This is a genomic window from Amycolatopsis keratiniphila subsp. keratiniphila (assembly GCF_001620365.2).
Lineage (GTDB): Bacteria > Actinomycetota > Actinomycetes > Mycobacteriales > Pseudonocardiaceae > Amycolatopsis > Amycolatopsis keratiniphila.
Genome location: NZ_LQMT02000007.1, coordinates 214,726 through 236,127 on the forward strand (window position 1 = coordinate 214,726; position 21,402 = coordinate 236,127).

The 21,402-nt window shown below is 69.4% G+C and carries 23 protein-coding genes; 5 read left to right on the forward strand and 18 right to left on the reverse strand.

Annotated features, from left to right (window positions below; all coding sequences use genetic code 11):
- Positions 1-7 precede the first annotated feature (7 nt).
- From AVR91_RS05340 to ruvC, 7 genes are all read right to left on the reverse strand, one after another.
- Positions 8-526, reverse strand: a complete 519-nt coding sequence (locus AVR91_RS05340; protein WP_063275518.1) for an adenine phosphoribosyltransferase — start codon at positions 524-526, stop codon at positions 8-10.
- A 108-nt stretch (positions 527-634) separates the two neighbouring features.
- Entirely contained in the window at positions 635-1,777 is a 1,143-nt protein-coding gene (gene secF, locus AVR91_RS05345) for a protein translocase subunit SecF (RefSeq protein ID WP_228709140.1), read from the reverse strand.
- A 56-nt stretch (positions 1,778-1,833) separates the two neighbouring features.
- Positions 1,834-3,528, reverse strand: coding sequence for a protein translocase subunit SecD (gene secD, locus AVR91_RS05350; RefSeq protein WP_063275516.1), 1,695 nt, complete (start codon positions 3,526-3,528; stop codon positions 1,834-1,836).
- A 207-nt stretch (positions 3,529-3,735) separates the two neighbouring features.
- Positions 3,736-4,143: a preprotein translocase subunit YajC gene (gene yajC / locus AVR91_RS05355; protein WP_063275515.1), complete on the reverse strand. Its 408-nt coding sequence runs from the start codon at positions 4,141-4,143 to the stop codon at positions 3,736-3,738.
- Positions 4,144-4,288: 145 nt separating this feature from the next.
- Positions 4,289-5,362 (reverse strand): Holliday junction branch migration DNA helicase RuvB, encoded by a 1,074-nt coding sequence (ruvB, locus tag AVR91_RS05360; protein WP_063275514.1) that lies wholly within the window; start codon positions 5,360-5,362, stop codon positions 4,289-4,291.
- 8 nt (positions 5,363-5,370) lie between these two features.
- On the reverse strand, positions 5,371-5,970 hold the full coding sequence (gene ruvA, locus AVR91_RS05365; protein WP_016334758.1) for a Holliday junction branch migration protein RuvA: 600 nt from the start codon (positions 5,968-5,970) through the stop codon (positions 5,371-5,373).
- Positions 5,967-6,551, reverse strand: coding sequence for a crossover junction endodeoxyribonuclease RuvC (gene ruvC, locus AVR91_RS05370; protein WP_063275513.1), 585 nt, complete (start codon positions 6,549-6,551; stop codon positions 5,967-5,969). Before ruvC ends, ruvA begins: the two co-directional genes overlap by 4 nt.
- A 76-nt stretch (positions 6,552-6,627) precedes the next feature.
- On the opposite strand from ruvC, the gene AVR91_RS05375 reads away from it, so the two are divergent.
- Positions 6,628-7,074: a cupin domain-containing protein gene (locus AVR91_RS05375; RefSeq protein ID WP_063275512.1), complete on the forward strand. Its 447-nt coding sequence runs from the start codon at positions 6,628-6,630 to the stop codon at positions 7,072-7,074.
- 179 nt (positions 7,075-7,253) lie between these two features.
- Here the strand turns inward: AVR91_RS05375 and AVR91_RS05380 are convergent, their stop codons facing one another.
- From AVR91_RS05380 to AVR91_RS05400, 5 genes are all read right to left on the reverse strand, one after another.
- Positions 7,254-7,784: a DUF4262 domain-containing protein gene (locus AVR91_RS05380; RefSeq protein WP_063275511.1), complete on the reverse strand. Its 531-nt coding sequence runs from the start codon at positions 7,782-7,784 to the stop codon at positions 7,254-7,256.
- 67 nt (positions 7,785-7,851) lie between these two features.
- A complete protein-coding gene (locus AVR91_RS05385) occupies positions 7,852-8,601 on the reverse strand; it encodes a YebC/PmpR family DNA-binding transcriptional regulator (RefSeq protein WP_016334762.1) in 750 nt (249 codons plus the stop codon).
- Between the two features lie 51 nt (positions 8,602-8,652).
- Positions 8,653-9,282: a pyridoxal 5'-phosphate synthase glutaminase subunit PdxT gene (gene pdxT / locus AVR91_RS05390; protein ID WP_063275510.1), complete on the reverse strand. Its 630-nt coding sequence runs from the start codon at positions 9,280-9,282 to the stop codon at positions 8,653-8,655.
- A 54-nt stretch (positions 9,283-9,336) separates the two neighbouring features.
- A complete protein-coding gene (locus tag AVR91_RS05395) occupies positions 9,337-9,657 on the reverse strand; it encodes an AzlD domain-containing protein (RefSeq protein WP_007034928.1) in 321 nt (106 codons plus the stop codon).
- Positions 9,657-10,370 (reverse strand): AzlC family ABC transporter permease, encoded by a 714-nt coding sequence (locus AVR91_RS05400; protein ID WP_063275509.1) that lies wholly within the window; start codon positions 10,368-10,370, stop codon positions 9,657-9,659. Before AVR91_RS05400 ends, AVR91_RS05395 begins: the two co-directional genes overlap by 1 nt.
- A gap of 68 nt (positions 10,371-10,438) precedes the next feature.
- On the opposite strand from AVR91_RS05400, the gene AVR91_RS05405 reads away from it, so the two are divergent.
- A complete protein-coding gene (locus AVR91_RS05405) occupies positions 10,439-11,005 on the forward strand; it encodes a helix-turn-helix domain-containing protein (RefSeq protein WP_063275523.1) in 567 nt (188 codons plus the stop codon).
- Here AVR91_RS05405 and AVR91_RS05410 read toward each other — a convergent pair whose 3' ends face one another.
- A complete protein-coding gene (locus AVR91_RS05410; RefSeq protein ID WP_063275508.1) occupies positions 11,006-12,382 on the reverse strand; it encodes an APC family permease in 1,377 nt (458 codons plus the stop codon).
- Positions 12,383-12,524: 142 nt separating this feature from the next.
- On the opposite strand from AVR91_RS05410, the gene AVR91_RS05415 reads away from it, so the two are divergent.
- Complete coding sequence (locus AVR91_RS05415; protein ID WP_063275507.1) at positions 12,525-13,136, forward strand: TetR/AcrR family transcriptional regulator; 612 nt, start codon at positions 12,525-12,527, stop codon at positions 13,134-13,136.
- On the forward strand, positions 13,133-14,194 hold the full coding sequence (locus tag AVR91_RS05420; RefSeq protein ID WP_063275506.1) for a DmpA family aminopeptidase: 1,062 nt from the start codon (positions 13,133-13,135) through the stop codon (positions 14,192-14,194). The genes AVR91_RS05415 and AVR91_RS05420 overlap by 4 nt, the downstream gene beginning before the upstream one ends.
- Positions 14,195-14,504: 310 nt before the next feature.
- On the opposite strand, the gene AVR91_RS05425 is transcribed toward AVR91_RS05420, so the two are convergent.
- From AVR91_RS05425 to AVR91_RS05435, 3 genes are all read right to left on the reverse strand, one after another.
- Positions 14,505-17,207, reverse strand: a complete 2,703-nt coding sequence (locus tag AVR91_RS05425; RefSeq protein ID WP_063275505.1) for an AfsR/SARP family transcriptional regulator — start codon at positions 17,205-17,207, stop codon at positions 14,505-14,507.
- A gap of 89 nt (positions 17,208-17,296) precedes the next feature.
- Positions 17,297-17,797 (reverse strand): peptidase inhibitor family I36 protein, encoded by a 501-nt coding sequence (locus AVR91_RS05430; RefSeq protein WP_063275504.1) that lies wholly within the window; start codon positions 17,795-17,797, stop codon positions 17,297-17,299.
- Positions 17,798-17,920: 123 nt separating this feature from the next.
- Entirely contained in the window at positions 17,921-18,337 is a 417-nt protein-coding gene (locus AVR91_RS05435) for a DUF6892 domain-containing protein (protein WP_063275503.1), read from the reverse strand.
- Between the two features lie 75 nt (positions 18,338-18,412).
- Between AVR91_RS05435 and AVR91_RS05440 the strand changes: the two genes are divergently transcribed.
- Positions 18,413-18,838: a PaaI family thioesterase gene (locus AVR91_RS05440; protein ID WP_063275522.1), complete on the forward strand. Its 426-nt coding sequence runs from the start codon at positions 18,413-18,415 to the stop codon at positions 18,836-18,838.
- A gap of 48 nt (positions 18,839-18,886) precedes the next feature.
- Here the strand turns inward: AVR91_RS05440 and pdxS are convergent, their stop codons facing one another.
- On the reverse strand, positions 18,887-19,801 hold the full coding sequence (pdxS, locus tag AVR91_RS05445; protein WP_016334773.1) for a pyridoxal 5'-phosphate synthase lyase subunit PdxS: 915 nt from the start codon (positions 19,799-19,801) through the stop codon (positions 18,887-18,889).
- A gap of 135 nt (positions 19,802-19,936) precedes the next feature.
- The gene (locus tag AVR91_RS05450; protein ID WP_063275502.1) at positions 19,937-21,355 is read right to left on the reverse strand and encodes an FAD-binding oxidoreductase; all 1,419 of its coding nucleotides are present in this window, start codon (positions 21,353-21,355) and stop codon (positions 19,937-19,939) included.
- Positions 21,356-21,402: the final 47 nt, after the last annotated feature.

Genomic DNA, 21,402 nt, shown 5'->3' on the forward strand with positions numbered 1-21,402 from the left:
CGCCCGGTCAACACACCCGGAGGGCCTCCACACGGCGTCCCTCAAGCACGGAACGACCGCCGAGCGCGCCGAGTTCCATGACCACCGAAACGCCGCTGACCTGCACCTTCGCGTCTTCCAGCAGTTTGCAGGTCGCCGCGACCGTGCCACCGGTGGCGAGCACGTCGTCGAGGATCGCGACACGCTGGCCGGGCTCGACGACACCTTCGGGCAGTTCGACGGTCGCGGTGCCGTACTCCAGCGTGTAGCCGACCCTGCCCGCGACGCGCGGCAGCTTGCCCGGCTTGCGGATCAACGCGACGCCGAGGCCACGGGCGTAACCGACGGCGGCCGCCAGCAGGAATCCGCGCGCCTCCACACCGGCAAGCAGATCGACGTCCGCGTCGACGGTGGCGGCCAGCGCGTCGGTGACGGCCTTGAAGCCCGCCGCGTCGGCGAACAGCGGGCTCAGGTCCCGGAACAGCACGCCGGGTTCCGGGAAGTCCGGTACGTCGGCGATGAGGTCGAGTGCCTTGGGCAGCTCCATGTACTTCCTGCTCTCCAGTCGTGCTTCCGGGTCCCTGAACGCTATGAACGGTCCGTTCCTTGCAAATTTCGCAAGGAACGGACCGTTCATAGCGTTCGACGGCCGGGATTACCTCTTGCGCTTACCCGACGGACGCCCCTTGTGGGCCTTCTGGTTCCGCGCCGGCACGCTCGCCGCCGCGGCGTACGCCTTCTCCTTGCGGAGCTCGGCGGCCAGCGCGTCCTCGTCGTTCGGGTCGAAGTCGTCGTCGCGCTCGGCGGCCTTGCGGGCCTGGTTCGCGCGCCGCGCGGCCACCCGGTCGGCCTGCTGACGGAACTTCGGGTCACGCATCTTGAAGTCGACCAGCAGCGGGGTGGCCAGCGCGACCGACGACAGCACGCCGACCACGGTGCCGGTGAGCTGCACGAGCGCGAGCTCCTGCAGGGTGCCGGAACCGAGCAGGAGGTAGCCGATCACCAGCAGGCCGAGGATCGGCAGCGCCGCGATCAAGGACGTGTTGAACGAACGCATCAGCGTCTGGTTCAACGCCAGGTTCGCCGCTTCCCCATAGGTCCGGCGGGTCAGGCCGAGCAGACCGCGCGTGTTCTCACGGACCTTGTCGAACACCACCACCGTGTCGTACAGCGAGAACCCGAGGATCGTCAGCAGACCGATCACCGTCGCAGGCGTGACCTCGAAGCCGATCAGCGAATAAACACCCGCCGTCACCACGATGTCGTTCAGCAGGGTGACCAGTGCCGCGGCCGCCATCCTTGGATCGAAGTACAACGCCAGGAACAACGTGACCGCCAGCAGGAAGACCCCGAGCGCGATCAGTGCCTGCCGGGAGATCTCCCCACCCCAGGACGCGCTGACCGCGCTGTCACTGATCGCCTGGACGCTGGGCTGGCCGGAAGTCCCGATCGGGCCCAGTTCCTGGAACAGCGCCTGCTTCACCTTGGCGACCTCGGCCGCGTCCAGGGTGTCCGAGCGGAGCTGGATGGTCGACGAGACGCCGCTGCCGACCTTCTGCGCCTCGTCGGCGGGCTTGCCCAGCGCGTCGGCGAAGACCTCCTTGGCCCGCTCCTCGGTGATCTGCCCGCTCTTGCCGTTGGCGGGCAGCTGGATCTGGGTGCCGCCTTCGAAGTCGATGCCGAAGTTGAAGCCCTTGACCCCCATCGACGCGATGCACACCAGCACCAGCGCACCGAAGAAGAGATACCAGCGTTTGCGGACACCGACGACGTCGAACACGCCGGTGCCCACATACATGCGGTGGAAGACGCTCTCGTGCTTGGTATCGGTGGTGTTCTTCTCGTCGACCACGGTCACGCCTCCTTCGCGTTCGGGCGGCCGGGAACGGCGCGCGCGGCCTTGCGGTCCGAACCCAGCTGCTGCACGGCGCCGAGGCCGAGGTTCTTGGGGTTGGACAGGAACTTCGACTTGGACCGGGACACCATCGCGACCAGAGGGTGCGTCACGAGGTAGACCACGACGAGGTCGAGCACCGTCGACATGCCGAGGGTGAACGCGAAGCCCTTCACGTCACCGACGGCCAGCAGGTAGAGGACCGCCGCGGCGAGGAAGCTGACCGCGTCCGCAGCGAGAATCGTGCGCTGGGCCCGGGACCAGCCGCGCGGGACCGCGGACCGGAAGGTCCTGCCTTCGCGGATTTCGTCCTTCAACCGTTCGAAGTAGATGACGAACGAGTCCGCGGTGATACCGATCGCGATGATCAGGCCCGCCACGCCCGCGAGGTCGAGGGTGTACCCGATCCACCGCCCCAGCAGCACCAGGACCCCGTACACGATGGTGAACGACAAACCGAGCGACAGGATCGTCAGCAGGCCGAGCAGCCGGTAATAGAACATGCAGTAGATGAACACGGCCAGCAGGCCGATACCGCCGGCGATCAGGCCCGCCTGAAGCGACGCGAGACCCAGCGTCGCGGACACCGTCGTCGCGTCCGAGGATTCGAACGACAGCGGCAGCGAACCGTACTTCAGCACATCCGCCAGGTCCTTCGCCTCGGTCTGGCTGAACCGGCCGGTGATCTGGGTCTGACCACCGAGGATCGCGGACTGGATGGTCGGCGCGGAGACGACCTGCGTGTCGAGGACGAACGCGGCCTGCTTCTGGACGTTCTTCGAGGTGAAGTCGCCCCAGATCCGCGAACCCTCACCCTTGAAGTTCAGGTTGACGACCCACTGGGAGTTCTGGGTGTCGTAGCCGGAGGAGGCGTCGGAGATCTCCGTTCCGGGGAGGAACTCCGGCTCCAGCAGGTACTTCATGGTGTTCTTGTCACCGCAGGCGACCAGCGGCTTGTCGGTGAGGTCGTTGCCGACCAGCGGGTCCGACACCTTGGGGTCGCAGTTGAGCGCCGCGAAGGCCTTCTCGGCGGCCGCGGCCTGCTTCGCCTGGTCCGTGGAAAGCAGATCGGGGTTCTGCCGGAGGTTCCGGGCCTCCTCGATCTCCTTCTTCGTCTGCTCGTCGGAGTCCGCGCCGGGCTGCTGCTGCGGCGCGCCGGCGGCGCCACCGCCGTTGGCAGGGCTGGTCGGCGGGGCGCTCACGCCCGGGGAGGACGGCGGTGCCGAAGACGGCGCGCCGGAGGCGGGCGGGGTCGACGGCTGCTGGACCGGGGTCACCGGCTGCGACGTCACGACCTTCCGGAAGCCCAGCTTCGCGGTCTTGCCCAGGGTCTTGGCCTGGTCGCCCTGCTCGCCGGGGACGGTGATCACGACGTTGCTGCCGTCGAGGACCACCTCGGTGCCGCTGACGCCGATACCGTTGACCCGGCGCTCGATGATCGAGCGGGCCTGTTCGAGGGACTCTCGCGGAGGGTCGCCGCCGTCGGGGTTTCGGGCGGACAGGGTGACCCTCGTGCCGCCTTGCAGATCGATGCCGAGCTTCGGCGTCGGCTTGCCGCTACCGGTGAAGAACACCAGGGCGTACAGCGCCACCACGATCAGGGCGAAGAAGGCGAGATAGCGTCCCGGGCGGAGATGCCCGGCCGGTGCGGCCACTGTGCTTCGGTCTCCTCGGACGGACTGGGTTTTTCCCCAATGGACTTGGCTGTTCACTCATCCGGGCGGGAGCCCGGTGGTACCGCGAACGAGCACGACTATGACGACGGACACGCACGCAGCACCGAGACACTACTCGGTGCTGCGTGAGCCCGGCGTTGGCCCCGCACCTACGAAAGTCTGGTGTCGGGGATGGCCTTACAAGCGCTACTTCTTGCCGTGTTCCAGCGGAGGAGCGATCTGCGCGCCCGACTTCTCCTCGACGCGCTCATCGTCCTTCGACTCGACGACCGGCGCCTCGACGACCTCGTCGGTGTCGGTGGCGTCAGTGGTGTCCTCGTCGGTCTCCACGACCGGCTCGACCTTCTCGCGGACAGCCTGGCGCAGCCAGGTGGTCACGACGCCGGGAGCGACCTCGAGGTCGATCGTGGTGTCGGCGGAGGCGTCGGCGACAGTCGCGTAGAGACCGGAGGTGGTCATCACCCGGTCACCGGGAGCCAGGCTCGAGAGCAGCTCCTGCTGCGCCGCCGCCGCCTTCTTCTGCTTACGGGTGCCCATGACGAGCGGAATCGCCACAACGAGCATCAGGAGCAGCGGCAGCAATAACTGGTTCATGATTCTCCATTTCGAGCGGACGCCGCGCGGTGCGCTGTTTTGTCCGGTTTGGCGGGGTGTGCTCTCCCCGAGTGTGCCAGGTGCCAGCGGAAACTCCACCACCACCCGTCGTCACCACGGGCCTCGAACCGCGTGAACGGTCCGTTCAGTCCTGGTCGAACAGGTTCGGGCCGCCCTGCTCGCCACGCGTGGCACCGGCCGGGGCCGGCAGGCCGAGGTGCTCCCACGCGGCCGCTGTGGCGACCCGGCCGCGAGGAGTGCGGGCGAGCATACCGGCGCGGACCAGGTAAGGCTCACACACCTCTTCGACGGTGGTCGGTTCTTCCCCCACCGCGACGGCCAGCGTCGACACGCCGACCGGGCCGCCGCCGAAGGAGCGGACCAACGCGGTCAGCACCGCGCGGTCGAGCCGGTCGAGGCCGAGTTCGTCGACGTCGTAGACCTCCAGCGCGGCACGGGCGATCTTGCGCGTGACCTTGCCGTCCGCCCGGACCTCGGCGTAGTCGCGCACGCGGCGCAGGAGCCGGTTCGCGATCCGCGGTGTGCCGCGGGACCGGCGGGCGATCTCCGCGCAGCCGTCCCGGTCGATTTCGATGTCGAGGATCGTGGCGGCACGGCGGGCGACGAGTTCCAGCTCGGCGTCGCTGTAGAACTCCATCTGGCCGGTGAAACCGAACCGGTCGCGCAGCGGACCGGTCAGCGAACCGGACCGCGTCGTGGCCCCGACCAGCGTGAACGGGGCGATCTCCAGTGGGATGCTGGTGGCACCGGGGCCCTTGCCGACCACGACGTCGACACGGAAGTCCTCCATCGCGAGGTACAGCATCTCCTCGGCGGGGCGGGCGATGCGGTGGATCTCGTCGATGAACAGGACGTCGCCGGGCGCCAGGTTGGACAGCATCGCGGCCAGGTCGCCCGCGCGTTCCAGCGCGGGCCCGGAGGTGATGCGGATGGCGGCGTTGAGTTCGGCGGCGACGATCATCGCCATACTCGTCTTGCCCAGTCCCGGCGGGCCCGAGAGCAGGACGTGATCCGGCGGCACACCCCGGCGCCGCGCGCTTTCCAGGACGAGTTCGAGCTGTTCACGCACTCGCGGCTGGCCGACGAACTCGTCGAGCTTGCGCGGGCGCAGCGTGGTCTCGACCTCTCGTTCGCCCGTCTGCGGCAGCGCCGAGAGCGTCTCGTCGGTTTCGAACTCCGTCACGGCCTCATAGTCCATGTGGCCGGTTACCGCTTACGCCCGAGGGTGGCCAACGCGGCGCGCAGCACGGACGACGTCGTGTGGCCTTCGCCCTCGCCGAGCACCTTGTCGACGGCCTGTTCGGCCTGCTTGGCCGGGAAGCCGAGGCCCGCGAGCGCCTCGACGACCTCGCCCCGCAGCGCGCCGGGCGCGACGACCGACGGCGAACCGTCGGTCGGGCCCGCGAGCGCGGTGACCTTGTCGCGCAGTTCGAGCGTGAGCCGCTCGGCGCCCTTGCGGCCGATGCCGGGCACCTGGGTGAGCACGGTGATGTTGCCTTCGACCAGCGCGGACCGCAGTTTGTCGGGATCGAGGACGGCGAGCGTCGCCAGCGCGAGCCGCGGGCCGATCCCGGAGACCGTCTGCAGCAGGCCGAACAGCTCGCGGGCGTCCGCGTCGGCGAAACCGAACAGCGTCAAGGAATCCTCGCGGACCACGAGCGCGGTGTGCAGCATCGCCTGCTCGCCGCGGCGAAGCGTGGCGAGGGTGGCGGGGGTGGCCTGCACGGCGAAGCCCACTCCCCCGACCTCGATCACGACGTGGTCGAGACCGATGGAGAGGATTTCACCGCGTACCGAGGAGATCATCGAGCCGCTCCTTGCGTTTTGGCTTGCTTGGCCGCGGCGGCGAGCCTGGCCTTGTGGTTCTTGGCGATCTCGGCCGCCCTGGCCTCGGCTTCGGCGAGCCGGACGCGCATCGGCTCGCGCCACAGGTGGCAGATGGCGAGCGCGAGCGCGTCGGCGGCGTCCGCCGGATGCGGTTTGACCTCGAGGCCGAGCAGTCGCATGACCATACCGGTGACCTGCGCCTTGTCCGCCCGGCCGGAGCCGGTGACGGCGGCCTTGACCTCGCTCGGGGTGTGGAACACGACCGGGAGCCCACGCCGGGCCGCGGCGAGCGCGACGACGCCGCCCGCCTGCGCGGTACCCATCGCGGTGCGTACGTTGTGCTGCGCGAACACCCGCTCGACGGCGACGGCCTCGGGCTTGTAGCGATCCATCCAGCGCTCGACCGCGTCGGAGATCCCCAGCAGGCGCACGGCGAGATCGGCGTCCGCCGGGGTCCGCACGACGTCGACGGCCACCGGGCGGACGGTGCGGCCCGTGCCGCCGTCGACCACCCCGAGCCCGCACCTGGTCAGACCGGGGTCGACCCCGAGTACCCGCACGCGTTTTCCTCCGCTCCGGCGAACATCAGTTCGAGATCCGAGGCTACCCGGCGCGGGGTCCGGGCAAGATGAGGACATGCCGAGTCCCGACGACTTCACCGCCTATCTGGGTCTTCAGCCGTTGCCCGTGGAGGGTGGCCGCTGGGCGCAGAGCTGGCGCGACGAAACCGCGTCCGCGATCTACTACCTGCTCGCGCCGCCGGAAACCTCGGCGCCGCACCGGTTGGACCGGCTGGAGATCTACGCGCACCACGCCGGGGCGCCGGTGCGGATGCTGCTGCTGTTCCCCGACGGGCGTGTTTCGCGGCCGGCGCTGGGGCCGGACGTCGCGGCCGGTCAGCGGCCGCAGGTGGTGGTGCCGGCCGGGGTGTGGCAGGCGTCGGTGAGTACCGGTGAGTGGAGCCTGGTCGGGACCGTGGTGGTGCCGCCTTATACGGACGACTGCGTCGAGTTCCGGTCCGCGGCGGTTTTGGCCGCCGAGTGGCCGGACGCCGTGGAGGACCTGGCGCCCTGGCTGGCTTGAGCTTCGGCCTTGATACTCGCCGAGCCGCCCCGAATGTCATGAAAGGGTCGTTCAGGACGAGAAACGTCCTGAACGACCCTTTCATGACACGCACTTAAGCGGCAGGCCACACGAGTACGTGAAGGCCCCCTTCATTGCGTCTAACGCAATGAAGGGGGCCTTCACGTACTTAGCGAACCTCAGGGGCCGTCGACGCCCGGCGTCCAGCTCTCCGGGTCACCGGATTCGGTCAGCACCGGCTGGTACCGCGCGAAGCCCTCGGGCGCGTCCGGATGCCACGGGAAGTGCCCGTCCGGCGTGGCGACGATCAACTGCAGCGCAGGGAAGTCCCCGTCCGGGTAGATCAGGAACGCGCTCCCGAAGTACTCGGGATAGTGCCCCTTCGCGACCCGTTCGAAGACCACCGGCGCGCCCTCGAAGAAATCGTCGTACTGCTTGCCGACCTCGAAGATCTCGCCCGCGGCCGCCCGGTCGACGTAGGCGTCGAGAAGGACCGGGCCCATGTGCTCGGGCAGTCCGATCACGACCGCTTCCGCGACGTTGTGCAACGCCCAGGCGCAGGCGGTGAAACAGAACGCCGCTTCCTCCTCGTCGCCTTCGACCGCGATGACCGCGTTCCCTCTCGCCTTCGCCTGTCCCTCGATCCACTGGATGAGTTCGGTTTCTTCGGCGGTGAGGGCATCGGCTTCGGAGGTCGTCACGCGCGACATTGTGCCCCACGCGAGCGCCCGCACCTAGTCCCGGGACCGATTTTCCGCGGCATGGCGGGAAAATCGATCAGCCGACCTCTGCCATGACCTCGTCGGACACATCGAAGTTCGCGTACACATTCTGCACGTCGTCGCAATCCTCGAGCGCGTCGATGAGCTTGAAGACCTTCTTCGCGCCTTCGACGTCCAGCGGGACGCTGACCGACGGCAGGAACGTGAGATCCGCGGACTCGTACTCGAAACCGGCTTCCTGCAAGGCTTTCCGGACCGGGACGAGGTCGGTGGCCTCGGAGACGATCTCGAAGTTCTCGTCGAGGTCGTTGACCTCTTCGGCGCCCGCGTCGAGGACGGCCATGAGAACGTCGTCCTCGCCGGCGTCACCCTTGGGCATGATCACGACGCCCTTGCGGTTGAACATGTAGGCGACCGAACCCGGGTCGGCGAGCGAGCCGTTGTTCCGGGTGAGCGCGGTGCGCACCTCCATGGCGGCGCGGTTCTTGTTGTCGGTGAGGCATTCGATCAGCACGGCCACACCGTTCGGGCCGTAGCCTTCGTAGGTGATGGTCTGCCAGTCGGCGCCACCGGCCTCTTCACCGGCACCGCGTTTGCGGGCGCGCTCGATGTTGTCCTGCGGGACCGAGTTCTTCTTGGCCTTCTGGATGGCGTCGTAGAGCGTCGGGTTGCCGTCCGGGTCGCCACCGCCGGTCCGGGCCGCCACCTCGATGTTCTTGATCAACCGGGCGAAGAGCTTGCCGCGCTTCGCGTCCAGGTTGGCCTTCTTGTGCTTCGTGGTGGCCCACTTGGAGTGGCCGCTCATCTCTCCTCCATCTACTCCTGTGCCCGCCGCTGAGCACAGTGTCGGTTTTGCTCAATCCTGCCGCACGAGGTCGACGAACAGCCTGTGCACGCGCTCGTCCCCGGTGAGTTCGGGGTGGAACGACGTGGCGAGTACCGCCCCCTGCCGGACCGCGACGATCCTAGCGGCCGCCTCCTCGGAGCCCGGCATTTCGGGGACACTGGCGAGTACCTCGACCCCGTCGCCCGCTTTTTCGACCCACGGGGCGCGGATGAACACAGCGTGCACCGGGCCGCCTTCGATACCGGTGAAGTCGAGGTCGGCCTCGAAGGAGTCCACCTGCCGCCCGAACGCGTTGCGCCGGACGACCACGTCGAGCCCGCCGAGTTGCCGCTGGTCAGGCCGCCCGTCGAGGGCCTGGCGGGCGAGCAGGATCATCCCGGCGCAGGAGCCGAACGCGGGCATCCCGTCCGCGATGCGCTCGCGCAGCGGCTCCAGCAGTTCGAAGGTCTCCAGCAGCCTCGACATGGTGGTCGACTCGCCGCCCGGCAGCACCAGACCGTCCACTTCGGACAGTTCGCTCGCACGACGGACCGGCAGCGCCCGCGCACCCGCGCGTTCCACCATCGCGGCGTGCTCCCGCACGTCGCCCTGCAGTGCGAGCACGCCGACCACCGGCCGTGCCCCCGTCGCGATCGCCACCCGACCTCCCGAAAGACCTTCCCCTTAGCTTAGGCGCCTCGGGGAAGGACCAGGTCAGGGGACCCCGGCCAGCCGCAGGAGGGCGGCCGTCGCGGCCGCCGCGACGACGACCAGCGCGAACGGCGCCTTGCGCCAGGCGAGCACGCCGCCGACCAGCACCCCGGCGGGCCGGGCGTAGCCGGCGAACTCGTGTCCTTCGGTGAGCGCGGCGACCGCGACCAGGGCGGCCAGCAGGACGACGGCGGAACGCGCCATCAGCTTCTCGGCCTTGGGCGACACGGTGAACCGCGCCTTCAGCACCGGTCCGGCGAACCGGAAGGCGAAGGTCCCGGCGGCGAGCACACCGCCGGCGATGATCAGTTCCAGCGGGTCCATCAGCACACTCCCTCGGGTTCGCGTTCGGCGGGTTCCTTGGCGGCCAGTCCGGCCAGCACGCCGACCAACGCGAGCAGCACGGGCAGCCCGGCGGGCAGGAACGGCGTCGTGGCCAACGCGACGGCGACGCCGACCAGCACCGGCAGCCGGGCGGCGCGGTCGCGCAGCGACGGCAGGACCAACGCGAGCAGGACCGCCGGGAAGGCCGCGTCGAGCCCGAACGCGTCGGTGTCGCTGATCGCCGTCCCGGCGTAGGCCCCGGCGAGGACGCCGAGGTTCCAGCAGACGAACAGGCCGATCCCGCACACCCAGTACGCCGCCTTGCGCCGCTGTTCGTCGCGCTGGGCCAGCGCGAACGCGACGGATTCGTCGATCATCAGGTGGCTGCCGACCACCCTCGACGACCACCGTTTCCCGAGGACGTCACCGATCGCGAAGCCGAACGGCAGATGCCGCGCGTTGGCCAGCAGACCCGCCGCGACGGCCGCGACCGGGCTGCCGCCCGCGGCGATGATGCCGACGAACATGAACTGCGAGGCACCGGCGAAGACCAGCACGGAAAGCAGCATCGGCGCCCAGATCGGGAAGCCGGAGCCCACCGCGATGGCGCCGTAGGAGATGCCGACAATGGTGTCGGCGAGGCAGACCAGCCCGATGTCACGGAGAAGATCGCGCCCCAGGACACGAGTGGTTGTTCGCCATATCGAACGCATAGCGTCATACAATGAACGAACGCCGCCGTGTTCGTCAAGGCGAACGCAACGACCGATGGAGCGAACGCATGTCCCCGACCGCGTCCGACGGTGCCCCACTGGACGTCATCGCCATGTCCCTGCGCCGGGAACGCGCCCGCACCGGGCTGTCCCTCACCGAGGTCGCCAAACGCGCGGGCATCGCGAAATCCACGCTCTCGCAGCTCGAGTCCGGCACCGGGAATCCGAGCGTCGAGACGATCTGGGCGCTGTGCGTCGCGCTCGACGTGCCGTTCTCGCGGGTGGTCGAGCCGGAACACCCCCGCGTGCAGGTCATCCGCTCGGGCAGCGGCCCGACGGTGTTCGCCGAACACGCCGACTACGCGTGCACGCTGCTCAGCTCCTGCCCGCCCGGTGCCCGGCGCGACGTGTACCTGATTCGCGCCGAGCCCGGGAAGCCGCGGCTTTCGGATCCGCATATGAGCGGCATCGTGGAGCACATCGTCCTCAGCGCGGGCCGCGCCAAGGTCGGGCCGCTGGACGAGCCGATCGAGCTGCTGCCCGGTGACTACATCTGCTACCCCGGCGACGTGCCGCACATCTTCGAGGCGCTCGAACCGGGCACGTACGGCGTGGAGATCGCCGAGTACACCTGATCAGGCCGGCTCCTCCGCCTTCTCCTCGGTGACGTCGGCGAGCTTCCAGCCGCCCCGCCGCCGCAGCACCAGGACGTAGTACGCGATCGACAGCAGCGCGACGCAGGCGGTGACGATCAGGCTCGGCCGCCCGACCGACGGGTCGAGCACGTTCTGGTAGACCACGAACACCAGGACGCCCAGCGCCAGCACCGGCGCGACCGGGAACCAGGGCATCCGGTACTTCGCGTGCGCGGTGGCACCGGTCCGCCTTCCGACGATCGCGCCGAGACAGAGCGCCGCGTAGACCGCCACGATCGACGTGCTGGTCACCACCAGCAGCAGTTTCGGGTCGACGAAGCAGAGCAGCGCGGCTACCAGGCCGGTGCCGACCGTGGCGACCCACGGCGTCCCGAACTTCGGGTGCACCGCGGCGAGCGCCCGGTTGACCGGCGACGGCCACGCGCGGTCGCGGCCACTGCTGAACAGCATCCGCGAGCTGATCAGCACGATCGCCAGCACGGCGTTGATGATCGCGAGCGCGACGGCCAGCCCGAGCACCGTGTCGAGGGTTCCGCCGCCGCGCGAGCCGATGAAGTAGGACAGCATGTTCTCCGAGGCGAACAGCGCGTTCAGGTCCGGCGCGCCGAGCAGGACCGCGGTCACCGGGATCAGTTCGGCGAGCACCGTGATGCCGAGGGCCATCAGAATCGCGCGGGCGATGCCGCGTGAGGCGTCCTGCGTCTCCTCGCCGAAGTACACCGCCGAGCCGTAGCCGTTGTAGGCGAAGATCGCGACCGAGGTGGCGATCGCGATGGCGCCGACCGTCGCCGGTCCGCCGTCCGAGGCGACCGGATTGGCCAGCAGTTCGGTGAACGATCGCGCCGGGTTCAGCAGCCCGAGCGCGCTGACCACGATAAGCGCGAGGATCTCGATGGCCAGGAAGATCCCGGTGACCCACGCGTTGAGCTTGATGTCGAACACCCCGACGACGGCCGCGACCACGCAGGTCGCGGCGGCGATCACCGAACCCGGCACCCCGGGCAGGAGCACCCCGAGATAGGTGCCGACCCCGAGCGCGATCACCGCGACGATGAGCACCTGCGTGATGATCATGAGGCCGAGTACCGCGAAGCCGGGCAAGCGGCCGAGTGTGCGGGTGACGATCGCGTACTCGCCACCCGCCAGCGGGAAGGCCGACGCGAGCTCGGCGTAGACGAAGGCCATGAACACACCGACGACCGCGGCGGCCACGAAGCTGTAGAAGGCGCCCGTCCCGGCACCGGAGATCACCCCCGGCGCGATGATGAAAACCGACGAGGCGGGGCTGATCGCGGAGAGCGTGATGAGCAGCGTGCCGAGGGTGCGCAGACCGCGGCGCAGGGCGGGAGTGGACACGGCCGACCTCCTACAAGGTGGGTTCCTTGAATCTCCTTCGAAAAACTGTTGAGCACGCATCAAAGGCCCTCGACGGTGTGACGTCAAGAGCTGACCGCGCGCGGCTCTTGCGTTTTTCGAACAAGATTCGAAGAATGAGGGCATGGCGAGACCGAGCAAGGCACCGGAACGACGGGCCGAACTGATCGAGGTGGCCAGACGGGCCCTCCTCGAACGCGGCGTGCTGAACCTGCGGCTGAGGGACGTCGCCGAGGGCGCGGGCCTCTCGCCGGGTTCGGTCCTGTATTACTTCCCCACCCTCGCCGACCTCCTCCAGGAGGTGCAGCGCGAGGCGGTGGCACGGTTCTGCTCGGCGAGGGAACAGGCCGCGAGCGCGACGACGAAGCCGTCCGACCGGCTGCTGGCGATGATCCGCAGCGGCCTGCCGACCGGCCCCGACGACGAACTCTGCGTGCTGCTGTACGAACTCGGCACGATCGCCCGCCGCGACCCCGCGTACGCCGCCCGGCACATCACGCTCTACGAGCAGCAGGTCCGGATCTACACCGGCATCCTCGAAGCCGGCGCGGCCACCGGCGAGTTCACCCTGACCGCGGAGCCGGTCTCGATCGCGCGGAACCTCGTCGCGCTGGAAGACGGCTACGGCCTGCACCTGACCCAGGCCGTGCCGACGCTGGAAACCGCCACCGCCGAGGCGATGTTGCTCTCCTACGCCCGCACCGCGACCTCGAACCCCTTGGAGGACCGTCCATGACCCGCGCCCGCGATCTGGGTGTCCCGCTGCCCGGCCGGACCGGCGAGCACAACGCGCTCACCGACGTCCCCGGCGTCGAGATCGGTTTCACGACCCTCGTCGAGGGCGAGTCGGTACGCACCGGCGTCACGGCCGTCCTGCCTCGCGGACGCGAGGACTTCGCCGTGCCGTGCGCGGCCGGGACGTACGCCCTCAACGGCAACGGCGAGATGACCGGCACCGCGTGGCTGGCCGAGACCGGCTCGCTGACGCTGCCGGTGCTGATCACCTCCACGCACGCCGTCGGCGCCTGCCACCGCGGCACGATCGACTGGGTCGTGCGCGAACGGCCCGACGTGGCCGCCGAATGGCTGCTGCCGGTGGTCGCCGAGACCTGGGACGGGTACCTGAACGACAGCACCGCGCCGACCATCCACAGTGGACATGTCATCGCCGCGATCGATGCCGCCCAAGCGGGTCCGGTCCGCGAAGGCTCCGTCGGCGGCGGTACCGGGATGACCTGTTACGGCTTCAAGGGTGGCACCGGTACGGCCTCTCGCGTGGTGTCCTATGGGGACGACGAGTACACCGTGGGAGCGTTGGTACAGGCCAACTTCGGCTCACGTCGTGAGCTCACCGTCGCCGGTGAGCACGTCGGAGCCGAGCTCGGCGCCGACAACCCGATGGAGGAGGCCTGGGCGGCACCCGCGGGGGCCGGGTCGGTGATCGTGATCGTCGGAACCGACGCTCCCTTGCTGCCCGGCCAGTGCACGTCGCTCGCCCGCCGGGTCCCGCTCGGTCTCGCCCGCACGGGAACCGCGGGTTCGCATTTCTCCGGTGACCTCTTCCTGGCGTTCAGCACGGCGAATCCGGGGGCGCTCACCAGCCGGTTCCCGCGGACGGACGAGGCCGAGTACGAAAGCATGCGCTTCATCCCGTGGGGCAGGCTCGACCCCTTCTTCGAGGCCGTCGTGCAGGCGACCGAGGAAGCGGTGCTCAACGCGCTGTTCGCGAACGAGGAGATGACCGGCCACCGCGGGCACCGGGTTCCCGCGCTGCCGACCGAGCGCTGGCGCTAGTGCCGCATGCCGTCCGGTCACCGTGGTCGTGAGTGGCGATTCGGGTTAGAACCAACCGTGTCCTATGTACCTACTGGTCGGAAGTCCGTGAGGGTCTCAGGCGCGGCGTGTGCAAAGACGTAACTCGCGTGATCAGGGACGTAACTCGCGTGACTGGAAGCCGCACTCGCGAGTTCCGCCTCTGATCACGCGAGTTCCGCCTTCGATCACGTGAGTGCGGTGCCTCGGCCTCGTGAGTGGCGATTCGGGTTAGAACCCGAATCGCCACTCACGACCACCCGTACCGACGACGAACCTCCAGTTCAGCGCGCTAGGTCCTGATCAAGATCTTCCCTGACGGCGGCCGGTCGCTGGATCTCGCGCGGATTCGCGCGAGATCCAGCCGGACCCGCGAGGCGCAGATCTCGTCGGACAGCGAGTCGAGCAGTTCGAGCGCGCGGCGCAGGCACGACATCGCGCTCCGCCGGTCTTCGCGCCGCAGGTGCAGTTGACCCCGCCTGCGCAGGACGAGCGCCGTGCGATGCGGGTCGTTCAGCTCGGCGCAAAGCCGCCCGGCCTCGTCCAGTTCCGCTTCGGCCTCGTCGAGCAGACCGAGTTCGGTGCTCGCGACGGCGGACGAGGTGTGGGCGTGCGCCATGCCGAGCACGTCACCGATCTCGCGGAAGATGGCCAGCGCCCGGCTCGCCGTCGCACGCGAGGTTTCGGGCCGCCCGGCCGCCCGCGCGAGCACGCAAAGCCCGGTCAGTGCCCTGGCCCGGCCCGCCCGGTCGCCGATCCGGTCGCTGATGCGGCACGACTCGGTGAGCGCCTCGCACGCCGTCCCGAAGTCGTCCCGGTACAGGTGGATCTGGCCGATTCCCCGCAGCAAGGCGGCTTCCCCGCGCGCGCATCCCGACTCCCTCGCCGCGGCGAGCGCGCACCGGTGGCACCGCGACCATTCCGCGTACAGTCCACTGTGGTCGAAGTACGACGCGGCCACGACGGCGAGTTCCCAGGCGAGTTCGCCGAGCCCGGCGCCGGCCGCGTGCGAGACGGCGGCCTCCAGCGCGGGAACCTCGTCCCGGAACCACGAAAGCGGTTCGGCCACCAGTCCTTCGTCGAGCGAGGTCCGGGCCGCGGTCCCGGGCTCCGGCCGCAAAACGCTGCGGGACAACCGGTCCGCGGCCTTCTCCGCGAGCCAGAGCCAGCCACCGAGCACTCGCTCGGTCGCGGCCGCGCGTTCTTGTTCCGGTTCGACGGCGACCTCCTCGACCGCGAACGCGCGCAAAAGATCGTGCACCCGGTAACGGGGAGCGCCGGTGGCCCGCGGCGCGGGCTGGACCATGTTCCGATGCCGCAGGTCTTCCAGCGCGCGAGACGTCGCTCCGGGTTCCCCGTCGTCGGCGAGCGCCGCCGCCCAGGCGGGGAAATCGGCCGCAGGCAGCAAGCCCAGCCTGCGGAACAGCCGCTGCCGATCCGGCGCCAGTTGCCGGTACCCGAGGGAGAGGCTGCCTCGGACCGCGAGATCCCCCGCACACAGCCAATCCAGCCGCCGCCGTTCGACGGAGAGCTCACCCGCGACGTCGGCGAGCCGCCAGCCCGTGCGGTCGCCGATCCGGCTGCCGACGATCCGCAGCGCCAGCGGGAGCCCGCCGCAGTGTTCGAGAACCTGTTGGGCGGCAACAGGATCGTCGTCGGTCTCGGTGAGCTTCGCGAGAAGCGCCTCCGCGTCGGGCAGTGGCAGGACGTCGACCGGGACCTGCCTGCCGAGTTCGAGTCCGGCCAGGACGAACCGGCTCGTGACGATCACCGCGCAGCCGCCGCCGGCGGGCAGCAACGGCCGCAGCTGGGCCTCACCGGCGGCGTCGTCGAGGACGAGCAGCACGCGGCGCCCGTGGACCAGGCTGCGGAAGAGGCAGGCGCAGTCGTCGACGTCGGCGGGGATCCCGTCGGTCGGAACGCCGAACGCGCGCAGGAACCCGGCGAGCACGGCCTCCGGGGACCTGGGCTCGTTCGTGGTCCCACGGAGGGCCGCGAACAGCCTGCCGTCGGGATAGTCGTCCGCGATCTGGTGCGCGAGCCTGATCGCGAGCGAGGACTTCCCGATCCCGCCGGCGCCGGTCAGCAGCACCACGGGAGGGGTGTCGCGGCCGTCGTCCCGGCGCAGTTCCGCCAGCAGCTCCGCGATCAGCGCGTCCCTGCCGACGAAATCCCGGATGCCCGGCGGCAGCTGGCTCGGCACGGCGGTTTCCTGGTACGCGGGATATTCGCGCGTCGTCATGCCCTGGCCGTCGCGCAGGATCTCGCAGTGCAGGGAGCGGATCGACGGCGACGGCTCGACCCCGAGTTCGTCCACCAGCCTGCGGCGCCATCCGGCGTAGACGTCGAGCGCCTCGGCCACCCGCCCGGCCCGCGCGAGCGCGGTCATCAACAGCCCGCAGACCCGTTCCCGGAACGGGGCGGCCGTGAGCAGGTCACGGAGTTCGGGCACCAGCCGGTCGTGCTCGCCGAACCCGAGTTCGGCTTCGGCCTTGTCCTCCAGCAGCGAAAGCCGTTCCTCCTCCCAGCGCGCGACGACCTCCGCCGCGGCCGGGATCCCGGCCAGTACCGGCCCACGCCACAGTTCGAGCGCGTCCCGGAAGTACTGGGCCGCCTCGCGATGGCAGTCACGGGCCAGCAGTTCGCGGCCCTGCGCGGCGAGGCAGGTGAACCGGCCGGTGTCGGTGTCCTCCGGCCGCGCGTCGAGCTGATAGGCCGCTCCCCTGGTGAGGATCGGCTGATCGCCCCGCGGCGAACGCAGGGCGCGGCGCAGACCCGAGATGAGCCCCTGGATCTGAACCTTCGCCGACGCGGGCGGCGTTTCGCCCCACAGCTCGTCGATGATCCGGCCCGACGGCACCGGGCGACCCGCCTCGATCAGCAGGAGCGCGAACACCCGGCGCGCCTGTGGCGGGCCGAGTGGCAGGTCCGTGCCCTGCCACTCGGCCGCGGGTTCACCGAACAGGCGATAGAAATAGAGGTTCTTTTCCTTCACCGATTTCTCCCCCAGTAAATCGAGACACCCCAGTCGAGAGTCTCAGAAATATCCGGGGGCGGCGTCCGGCATTCGAAGGAATACTTCGCTCAGCAGGCGCTGGCGGACGTGTAAATTCTCAACGAACTCGCCTGGTCGTTGTCGGCGTTCCCGACATACGACGACTGCGAGTTCGCCTGCATGCAGCGGCTGGTCCCACTGCCGATGTTGTAGTACCAGCGGGCGTCGACGGAGCGTCGGTTGTGCCAGGACGACATCTGGTCGTTGAATCCGTAATCGACGAGGTTCTTCAGCCCCGGGTCCCGGAACTGCAGCCGCCGTCCGCCGAAGTCGCGGTGCTCGTACAGGCACACGTAGTTCGCCTGGCAGTTGCTGGCCGCGATGGACGACAACGACAGCGTGGTCTCCCCGCCGTTCCAGACGATCTGGCCGCCGTCGACCTTCCACCCGGGAGCGAGCTTCGCCGCGTCGATGCCGGCTGCCTTCAGCGTGGCCGCCCCGTCCGTCGCGGCGGAAGCGGGCGCTGCCACGAGTGCCGTCGCGATCGCGGCGGCCCCCAAAGCGGCGGAAACGAACCGAAGTGTGCGCATTTGTCCTCCTTGATCCCGGCGTGCCCTTCGCACGCCGGAATCAAGGTCCCGCGCCCCGCTTCCCGACGCCTAAGCAGTCGAAAAGGGAACGCGGTTCCTTCGCTTAGCCCCGCTGGTCGCCGATCAGAGCCAGTCCGCCTCGATGCCGCGGGCGCGCAACGACTCCAGCGCCTCGTCGTTGCCCGTGAAGAGCAAGGTCATCGACTTCAGGTTGGGGAAGTGCGCGACGTCGGCGAACTCGTCGACGTCGAAAAGGGAGTCCTCGCCGTCCCAGTTCGGCGCGATCTCGAGGTAGATCTCGTTGCCGCCGTCCATCTCGATCTCGGTGATCTTCTCCGCGAGCTCGGCGGGGACTTCGAGCTCGGCGAAGTAGGCCAACGCCTCGGGGACCGCTTCGACGCTCCCCGCGTCGTAGGTGAAACCCTTCTCGGCGGCGTACTCCCGCAAGTCGAACTTCGGGAGGAGTTCCTGGTTGTACATCAGTTCCTGGACCACGGCGAGCTTGAAGTTGCGGTCGGCGAACTGGATCGTCTGGCTCATGTCCGGACCTTATAGGCCGCCATGTCCGCTTGGGTCCGGATCCGGGAAGTCGTCGGATGGCAGGATGGTGGCCTGATGACAGCACTGACACTCGAAGACGCCCGGAAGGGCCTCGCCTCGCAACCGTTCAGCGTCCTGCTCGGCGCGAGGGTGGCCTCGTTCGGGAGCGGCGCCGCGACCCTGGAACTCGACATCCGCGAAGACCTGTTGCAACAGAACGGGTATCTCCACGGCGGCGTGCTCGCCTATGCCGCGGACAACGCGATCACCTTCGCGGCCGGGACCACGCTGGGACCGGATGTCCTCACCGGCGGCTTCAGCATCAACTACCTGCGGCCGGCACAGGGAATCCGGCTCGTGGCGGAGGCATGGGTCCTGCACAGCGGCCGTCGTCAGGCGACTTGCCGCTGCGACCTGTACGTGATCGGTCAGGACGGGACCACGACGCTCAGTGCCGCGGCGCAGGGAAGCGTGCTGACCAGGAACGGCCCTGCCCGCTGACGGACGCGGGACGGCCCGGCGCTCGTGGAAGAGCGCCGGGCCATCGGCCTACCAGCCGCGCTCGGAAAGACGGTGCGGCTCGGGCACGTCGTCGACGTTGATCCCTACCATTGCTTCACCGAGGCCACGCGAAACCTTCGCGATGACGTCCGGGTCGTCGTAGAACGTGGTGGCCTTGACGATCGCCTCGGCACGCTGGGCCGGGTTGCCGGACTTGAAGATGCCGGAGCCGACGAACACGCCTTCGGCACCGAGCTGCATCATCATCGCGGCGTCGGCCGGGGTCGCGATGCCACCCGCGGTGAACAGCACGACGGGGAGCTTGCCCTTCGCCGCGACCTCCTTGACGAGCTCGTACGGGGCCTGGAGTTCCTTCGCCGCAACGTAAAGCTCGTCCTCGGGGAGCGAGGAGAGGCGGCGCAGCTCGGCGCGGATCTTGCGCATGTGCGTGGTCGCGTTCGAGACGTCGCCGGTGCCGGCCTCGCCCTTGGAGCGGATCATCGCCGCGCCCTCGTTGATGCGGCGCAGCGCCTCGCCGAGGTTGGTGGCACCACAGACGAAGGGCACGGTGAAGGCCCACTTGTCGATGTGGTTCTCGTAGTCGGCCGGGGTCAGCACCTCGGACTCGTCGATGTAGTCGACGCCGAGTGACTGGAGCAGCTGAGCCTCGACGAAGTGGCCGATGCGGGCCTTCGCCATGACAGGGATCGAGACGGCCTCGATGATGCCGTCGATCAGGTCCGGGTCGCTCATCCGGGCGACGCCGCCCTGCGCGCGGATGTCCGCGGGGACCCGCTCGAGCGCCATCACCGCGACGGCGCCGGCGTCCTCGGCGATCTTCGCCTGCTCGGCGGTGACCACGTCCATGATCACACCGCCCTTGAGCATCTCCGCCATCCCGCGCTTGACCCGGGCGGTGCCGGTGAGCGAGGTGGTGGCCGTGTTCGTGGAGTCGTCAGACACTGCTGAACCTTTCGGAAAGCGCACGAGTGAGGGTGACGCCTCCGAGGGTAAGCCGCTTTTGGACCTCTGAAGCAGGCCAGTTCGCGGCGATTTCAGCAGTCCACTGGGTGATCTGGCCCGCACCCCTCCCCCGTGTCAGCGGGCCAGGCCCTGTTCGAAGGCGAACAGGCCGTCCGGGTCGTACTTCCGCGCCACCCGGCGCAGCCGGGGCAGGCTGTCGCCGTAGTACGCCTTCGCCCACTCCGGCATCTCCGGGTCGATGTAGTTGATGTACCCGGCATGCCCGTATTCGCGGCCGAGTTCGTCCCGGACCCCGCCGATCACGTGGCGCGCGTACGCCTCGCCGCCCTCAAGGCCACGGATGATCTGGATGCTGCCCAGCGCGGACCGGTGCGGGAAGCACGACTCGCTCGACGGCACCCGCGCGATCGCGCCGCCGTAGGCGTCCACGATCGAGTACAGATGCGGATCGCTCGCCAGCAACGTCGCCAGCCCGTCCGGGTCGGGCACCGGATGGGTCAGCATCCGCGAAGTGGCCACGTATCTCCCGCGTTCCGCGACCGCGGCGGGGAAGGCGGTCTCCTGGGAGAAGGTCCGCATCGTGGCCAAGTGGCCTTGTTCGGTCACTTCCCGTTCGAGCGGCTGGACGCCGACGCGGCGGACCAGATCGTCAAGCAACGGGTTCACCTGCGCGGCGGAGCCCACGAAACAGCCACCGCAGTTCGCGGTCGCGGCACCGAGGCCCATTCCCGACCACAACTCGTCCGGCATCGCGGGCTGCCACTCCTGCCAAGCCGCCACAAGTGCGGCCAACGCGGCGGGCGGGAAGACCAGGTTGAAGTTCGCCAACGTCCTGGCCGCCGCCGTGCGGAAGGTGAACGACGTGACGATGCCGAAGTTGCCGCCGCCCCCGCCGCGCAACGCCCACAGCAGGTCCGGCGCCGTCTCCTCCGACACCAGGCACGCCTTCCCGTCCGCGCCGACGAACCGCACGGACTCGACGTTGTCGCAGGTCAGACCGTACTTTCGGGCCAGAACGCCGATCCCGCCGCCGAGGGCCAGCCCGGCGATGCCGACCTGAGGGCAGCTGCCGGCGGGCAGCGCGCGGCCCGCCGCCGCCAAGGCCTCGTACACCGGGCCGAGCTGCGCGCCCGCCCCGATCTCCGCCCGGCCGCCGGGCAGGATCCGGACCGCGTTCAGCCGGGACAGGTCGACGACCAGTCCTCTGTCCACTATGGAATAACCGGCGTAACTGTGCCCGCCCGACCGGGCCGCGAGCGGAATCCGCTGCCTGGCCGCGAAATCGACACAATGACGGACGTCGTCCTCGTTCGCGCAGACCGCGACGCCGTCCGGCATCCGATGGTCGTAGAGGCTGAAGAACCCGAGCCGCTTTTCGTCGTAGCCGGGGTCGCCGGGCCGGAACAGCTCACCCGTCAACCGGGCACGAAGCCGTTCCCACGGGCCACCGCCCCCGGGGATCGCGGCGGGCACCGCCGCCATCATCGGGACCGCTCCCGCCAGCCGTAACACCGTGCGCCTGTCGAGCTCCATCGCTCATCCCCCACCGTCGGATCAGCCTCCGGGTGTCCGCCATCGAG